This window comes from Calothrix anomala FACHB-343 (assembly GCF_014696435.1).
In the GTDB taxonomy this organism is placed as follows: domain Bacteria; phylum Cyanobacteriota; class Cyanobacteriia; order Cyanobacteriales; family Nostocaceae; genus Aulosira; species Aulosira anomala_A.
This window is the reverse complement of the sequence record NZ_JACJQG010000100.1, coordinates 21,064-29,057: the sequence shown is the minus strand read 5'-3', so window position 1 is coordinate 29,057 and position 7,994 is coordinate 21,064. Positions and strand designations below refer to the sequence as shown.

Sequence of the window (7,994 nt, the reverse complement as noted above, 5' to 3'; positions counted from 1 at the left end):
TTACCCGAAACTTCAGAAACCTTTATCTACCTTGCTATGATCCGTATTATGGTGAGGCGGCTAGCATAAAATTTGACCCCTAAAAACTTTTCAAACACCCTCTTAGAGCCACCATATCCAATACTGTTAAGCAATTGTTTCACCACAATTTGGTCTAAGCCCAATTCAAAATCGGTAATTGTGTCACCAGCATCACCTAAGGAAGTATAAACAAACAAATCATTACCAGTTCCACCTGTAAGCTTATCGCTGCCAAAACCGCCAGTTAAGACATCGTTACCAGCCTGACCTAACAAAATATCATTACCGTCACCGCCTGTGAGGTTGTCATCGCCAACTCCACCGTTGAGGATATCATTGCCATCGCCCCCAATCAGAGTATCATTACCTAGCCCACCATTAAGGCTGTCATTACCATCACCACCGTTGAGGATGTTGTTGCCAGCGTTACCTGTGATACTGTTGTTGAGGTTGTTGCCTGTACCATTAATGTCTGCCGTACCTGTGAGGGTGAGCCGTTCTACGTAGTCTGTCAAAGTGTAGCTAATTGAGGCACTAACCGTATCTGTACCTGAGTTCTCATTCTCGATGACTAGATCCCCAATACTGTCAACGGTATAGCTATCGTTGCCGACTCCACCATTGAGGCTGTCATCGCCAACTCCACCGTTGAGGATATCATTGCCATCGCCTCCAATGAGAGTATCATTACCTAGCCCACCATTAAGGCTGTCATTACCATCACCACCGTTGAGGATGTTGTTGCCAGCGTTACCAGTGATGCTGTTGTTGAGGTTGTTGCCTGTGCCGTTGATATCTGCCGTACCTGTGAGGATGAGCCGTTCTACGTAGTCTGTCAAAGTGTAGCTAATTGAGGCACTAACCGTATCTGTACCTGAGTTCTCATTTTCGATGACGACATCACTAATACTGTCAACGGTATAGCTATCGTTGCCGACTCCACCATTGAGGCTGTCATCGCCAACTCCACCGTTGAGGATATCATTGCCATCGCCTCCAATGAGAGTATCATTACCTAGCCCGCCATTAAGGCTATCATTACCATCACCACCGTTGAGGATGTTGTTGCCAGCGTTACCAGTGATGCTGTTGTTGAGGTTGTTGCCTGTGCCGTTGATATCTGCTGTACCTGTGAGGGTGAGCCGTTCTACGTAGTCTGTCAAAGTGTAGCTAATTGAGGCACTAACCGTATCTGTACCTGAGTTCTCATTTTCGATGACGACATCACCAATACTGTCAACGGTATAGCTATCGTTGCCGACTCCACCATTGAGGCTGTCATCGCCAACTCCACCGTTGAGGATATCATTGCCATCCCCCCCAATTAGAGTATCATTGCCATCCCCCCCAATCAGAGTATCATTGCCAGCTTCACCGCTGAGGATATCATCGCCGACTGCACCGTTAAGGCTATCATTGCCATCACCGCCTGTGAGGATGTTGTTGCCAGCATTACCAGTGATACTGTTGTTGAGGTTGTTGCCTGTACCGTTAATGTCTGCTGTACCTGTCAGGGTAAGCCGTTCTACGTTATCTGTTAAAGTGTAGCTTACTGAGGCAATGACGCTATCTATGCCTGAGCCAACGTTTTCAATGACTACATCTGCTTGGCTGTCAACTATGTAATTATCGTTGCCTAGCCCCCCTGACATGGTGTCGTCACCGGCTTTACCATCTAGGGTATTATTGCCACTGTTACCTGTAATGAAGTTGTTAAGTGCGTTACCTATGCCTGCGAGATTGCTGCTGCCTGTTAAAACCAAATTTTCGAGATGATTTCCTAAGGTGTAGCTAATGGATGAGCTAACAGTATCAGTTCCTTCATCAGCGTTTTCGACTATTTTATCGCCACTGTTATCGACGCTGTAGCTATCATCGCCTAACCCGCCGATCATGGTATCTTTGCCGGTACCGCCATCGAGAGTATCATTACCTGCTAAACCAAAGAGTTGATCGTTACCGCCTAAAGCCTGAATTTGATCGTTGTTAGCTGTTCCTTGAATGACATCGTTACCAGATGTACCTATGAGATTATTGATGATTTTGGTGATGTTAATGACAAAGATATCGCTAGTAGTAGCATTGTTTGTGTCAGTAACTTCTACTTTAATACTGAGTGTTCCGGCATCTGTAAGGCTGGGAATACCACTGAAGGTGCGAGTATCAGGGTTAAAAGTTAACCAAGCGGGTAAAGATGAACCATCTTCTAATGTTGCACTGTAGCTGAGACTGTCACCTGCATCGATATCTGCAAAAGTATTTTCTGGGATGGTAAAGCTAAAGGCTGTATTTTCAGTTGCAACTTGGTCGATGAGTGCTGCTTGTACACTAGGTACATCGTTAACAGCAGTAATCTCTAAGGTAATGGTTTGAGATGCTGTACCGCCTTTGCCGTCACTGACAGTATAACTGAAACTGCCACCACTGCCATTGGCGTTGGCAACTGGGACAAAAACTAAGCTAGTTAGTTGTTGAGCGGTTAAGGTTGTGTTAGCCGTGACAACTGTATTGTCAGGTAAGCGGATTATGCCTTTAGTTGTTTCTGGAACGGCGGTGATAGTGATGGTTAAGGGATCGTTATCTGCATCACTGGGAGCAATAATTGCTAAAGGAGTAGGTGCAGCATCTTCTAAAATTGTTAAAGTTTTATTTGCCTGGGTTACAGGAGCGAGATTCGGAGTAATTCCTAGCAGTTTGTTCAAAATATTAGTGCCAGAAAGGTTGTTTACCGTTTCTATAAATCCCGCACCTGCACCATTGGAATTAAAGAAGTTGAGTATACTCAAATCGGTATTTGGATTGGCGATCCCGTCTTTATTTAAGTCAATAATTAAAGTTGTCCCAACTTTTTGTATCCCAGCAATCCCAGCGAAAGGAGTAGATAGAGAGAGCGTAATATCTGTGAGGTTGAGAGTATCAGTTCCCCCTATATCTTCAATTTTGCTTCCTCCGGCGGTTTGGGCTGCCAAGATATAAGTGTCATCGCCTAAACCAGCTTTGAGAGTATCTGCACCACCGCCACCTGTGAGTTTATCATTCAGGTTGCCACCTAATAATTCATCACCGTAGCGAGTTCCAGTAATATCAAAACGTTCAATATTGCTGTAGCGAACGTGACTTGGCCCCCAAGTTGAAATTTCACCGCTTCCGGTGGCTAAGTCAAAAGAGTTGTAGCGAACGCCAATGTCAACGTAAGAAGACAAAGCAAGGCGGTTGTCGAAACCGAAATCACCTGTATTATTAAAGTTAGCTGTGGTAATTAGAGTTGCATTGCCATCTACATCAGAATCCGCAACATACAATCCATATAAGCCAAAGTAGTTGCTCTCGTCTAAATTCAGTCCTTTAATAAAAGCGACTTTTTCGCCATCAGCAGCTAAAACTGGATAGGTTGGGCCAGAAGAATTATAAACATTTTTGAAATTATGGCTTTCTACTATTTGCCCGACTTCTGTACTATTGGTACTACTAACATATATAGCATTATTGCCACGTTCCCAAATACCTTTTATTCCATTACTACTCAATAAAAGACCTGGAGTGTTAACAAATGGTTTGACAACGGGAGAACTGGTACTGGTATCTGCTGACCAAATACCCATCTGGCTGTTTATTACACCTCGCCAAATAATTTGAGAACCATCCTCTGATAAAAAACCGCCATCCGAATAGCCTTCAAAAATTGTGCGGATGTTTGTGCCGTCTGTATTAGCAACAAAAAGTTTATCGCTACCGTAATTAATATTATAAGAACCCCAGGAAATTTGACTACCATCACCAGAAATAGATAAGAATCTACTACCCAGATCAGTAATTTGAGTCTTTCCAGTCCCGTCGCTATTGGCTACATAAACCCCACCGCTAATCCAAGCAATCTTGCTACCATCTGCTGAAAAAACAATTTCAGAAGCAAACTCATCGATCTTTATAGGGGTACTAAAACCATCAACTTTTTTTATCCATAATCCAGTGTTAGCTGGATCATTATCATAATTGAAATAAGCATAGGTTTTCCCGTCACCAGAAAGAGCGAACGGAAGCCCATCACCATAGGTAGAATTACGTTCTCTAATTTTCAGAGGAGTTCCTATACCGTAGGCATTGCCAATGAAAAACTCTTGCAGGGAGTTACCTGATGTATTAGAAAAGGTACTCCAAGCAACAGCACGGGTGGGTAAATTGGAAAAATCTAATACTAAAACGTCTGTTCCCGCACCACCATCAACAACATCATCCCCCCAACCTGGTGCAAGGATATCGTCACCGTTTCCTCCTTGCAGTAAATCATTGCCATTCTCTGCGCTGCCAAAAATGGTATTGTCGCCAATTTGCAGATTATTAAGAATATTTTTGCCAGATAAATTAGCGACAGTTTCAATAAAACCTGTTCCTGCACCAGTTCCCGTAGCATCAAAGAAGTTAAAAATGGTGAGGTCAGTTTTTGAAGCAGCAATTCCATCTTTGTTGAGGTCAATGATTAAGCTTGTTCCAGCCCGTCTTATGCCGAAAATTCCGGCTGCTGGAACGGCTAAGGAGAGATTAACCCCTGTTAGTTGTAGGGTATCTGTACCACCAGCATCCTCAATTTGACTGCCACCCGCATTTTGAGGATTAAGAATGTAGGTATCATCCCCTAAACCAGCTTTGAGGGTATCTGCACCACCGCCACCTGTGAGAATATCATCAAGGTTGCCACCAAATAATTCATCACCGTAGCGAGTTCCAGTGATGTCGAATTTTTCAATATTGCTGTAGCGGATGCGACTTGGCCCCCATGTAGAAATCTCACCGCTTCCTGTAGCTAAGTCAAAGGAGTTGTAGCGAACGCCTAAATTAACGTAGCGAGATAAATCAATTGTTTGAGCATGAGCGCCTATGCCTAGAGAAAATACGTTAGATTCTTTAATGAAATTGGCTTGAGTCGCAGGAAGAAGTTGACTAGGAGTAGCCTTGTAGTTTGGTGAGCCATTATCATTGTCATATATGCTATTGACAATAAGTTGAGTACCATTTGTGTAGGCAATTCTATCACCAGCAATCGGTGCAGGAATACTAGAACCAATGCCTCGACTACCTAGAACAGTCCAAATGCTAGAACCATCAGTTTTAGCAACTCGTACCTCTGTGTATGCGTTAGTTCCCAAGTAAACTGAATAGTTCTGCCCGCCATAAAAATTCTCTTTAACGTACGGACTCCAAGACACGGTTAAACCATCTTCTGAAATTGATGGTTTGGAAGTGAAATAAGTTTCAGGTTTTGAACTATAAGGTGTAGAACCAATTTTCTTCGGATCATCAACTGATCTATATAATAAATCAATTAAATGTTGTTCATTGATTCCATAATCTCCCAAATATTTTAACTCGTAATAATATGATGAATAATTTGCATAGGTAATATTACTAGGAGGTACTTCATCAGAAAATCCTTGAATAGCTGTACCATCCCTATTTGAGACAAATATGGAATTGCCAGTAAGCCAAGTGATTTTAGAACCATCCCTTGACAGATCCGGGTAACTACCAATAGCGATGGTTTTAACATTGCTACCATCTACATTTGCAACAGTAATTGCATTATTTTGATCCGACCAAGCGATAGTTGTTCCGTCTCCAGAAATAGTAACGTCTTTCAAACCATTACTATTGATAATTTGTCTTACGCCTGTACCATCAGTATTAGCGATCCAAATACCATGATGAGCTTCAAGATAAGGAGCTAATTGTCCTTCAATCCAGACAATTTTACTACCATCTGCTGTCAAAGAAGGAACACTATATCCATTTTCTGTTGTAATTAGTACAGGAGATGCGGGACGATCAATTTTTTGTACCCAAAGACCACGATGAGTATATTCATCGCTATAGGAAGCAAGCGTTGTCCCATCTGCTGAAATAGCTACACTGTAGCCATAAGTAGCACCAATATAAGTCTTAATAGGTGTGCCAATTCCATAGGCATTAGCAATATAAACAGGATATTGTCCATTTTCCTGTTGTGAAACTACCCAAGTCACAGCTTGTGTGGGGAGAGTGGAGTAGTCAATGACTAAGGTATCTGTGCCTGTACCCCCATCAACGACATCATCACCCCAACCTGGGTTAATGGTATCGTTGCCTGTTCCACCGTAAATGGTGTCATTGTCACCCTGGGTGAAAAACTGGTTCTCATCACTGCCAAATATGACATCATCGCCATCACCGCCATAGAGAATGTCATTTTCAGAACCTCCATAGAGTTTATCATCTCCTTCACCTCCATAAAGTTCATCGTCGCCACTGTTACCTTCTAAGATATCCCCTTTTTCGCCTGCATTAAGGATATCGTTGCCACTACCACCTTTTAGGGTATCGCTTCCATCACCACTAGTTAACTTGTCATTACCAGCTTTTCCGATGAGGGTATCATTACCGATAGTGGTGACAAGTACATTATCTTTTTCATCTCCTTCTAGAGTGACTCCTTTTTCTAGCTGATCCTGCTTAATTATCTCTTTGAAATCATTACCTTTAATTTTTTGTGCAAGAACTTTATATGCAGTGTTCAAAGAATTGATGATCTTGCCAATATCATCCTTAATGCTAGCTAATTGATTAGCTTGCGCGAGTTTATTTTCTTCTTCCTTTTTAGGAAACTCCGTTAAAGCGTCTTTATAAGCTTGAGGACTACTAAAGTCTAGTGAATTAGGGGAACTTAAATCTGGAATTAAACTAATAGGCGATAGCTTTTTAAGTATATTTTTCGCTGAATCTATAGCACTATTGAATTCATCTTGAAGTTCATCAAATATATCTTGTCGGTCTTGTTTGCCAAAATTATAAACACCCGCAATATCATCAAATGTCTCACCAAATAAGTTAAATAGTTTACCAATTGTACCATTAGGGTTAGTTGGATCTAAATCTGAAAACTTAAGATTAGTTGGATCAACATCAACAATGGTGATAACTTGCTCTAAACCCTTAATAACTACATCAACCTGCTCACCAACAAAACCATTAGGGTTAGTTGGATCTAAATCTTTCAAAGCCTTAGAGAGCGGGCTGTTAGGATCGGTAAAGTCTAAATTTGCCAGTGCTTCCTTAGCTACAGCATCAACCTTATCTTTCAGATCGCCAAGAGCACCTAGCCCTTCCTTTAGTAATTGAACTGGATCTTTAATTAAGTTTAGAACTTTCTGAATTGCCTCTACTGCTTTATCTACAGTATTTTCTTTAACTTCCTTAAACTCGGAAACTAATTTGTCTAACTCAGCTTGAAGTCGATCACCACTAATTGAAGTTAGTTTAATTGGGTCTTTAGGAAATGTTACTGCTGGACTAAAGATATTAGCCCCTGCGACTTTGATAGAACCACCTAATTGTCCATTAAAGCCTATATCATAGTTAAAGATACTTAATGGCTTGGTAATATCAATTTCGTTCAGGCGGAATTTCTTGTCCCCATCTTTATCTTTTTCATCAGCTAAATCTATTCCAAGATTGATCCCAAGTCCTGTAAATACATCAACTGAAGCAGCACCAACTTGTACCCCTACCCCAAACGTTGGCCCGACACCTAGGTTGATTTCTGGCACATCCTTGCCATTAACTGTGTCTGTAAAGTACAAACTATTGGCTATATTTCCAGTTTTTAACCCAGAAGTATCAAATCCAAAACCCAACTGAGTTTTGATATCAAAGCTCCCGCCCACAGAAAGCCCTAGAGGCCCAATAATTGGAATTACCTGAGTGATGGTGCCTTTTAACTCAAAATCAGGAAGTTTATAAGTGACAAGATCTACATTATTTCCTAGTAATAAATCCAGAACGGTATTACTAGGATCTTCAAAAAGTGGAATTTTTAAGCCGTTACCAGCTACAGAACCACTCTGAATTAAATTAGCATTCTTTTCAGAAGTTTTGACCTTTCCACCTTGATTATCAAAACTGATACTACCAAGTGGAACAGATTTAAACTTTAGATCAGATAA

Annotated in this window: 1 pseudogene; it reads right to left on the bottom strand. The window is 41.4% G+C overall.

What is annotated here, in order from left to right:
- Window positions 1–227 precede the first annotated feature (227 nt).
- Window positions 228–7,598 (bottom strand): annotated as a pseudogene (locus tag H6G08_RS34335) (putative Ig domain-containing protein); the annotation flags it as partial.
- Window positions 7,599–7,994 lie beyond the last annotated feature (396 nt).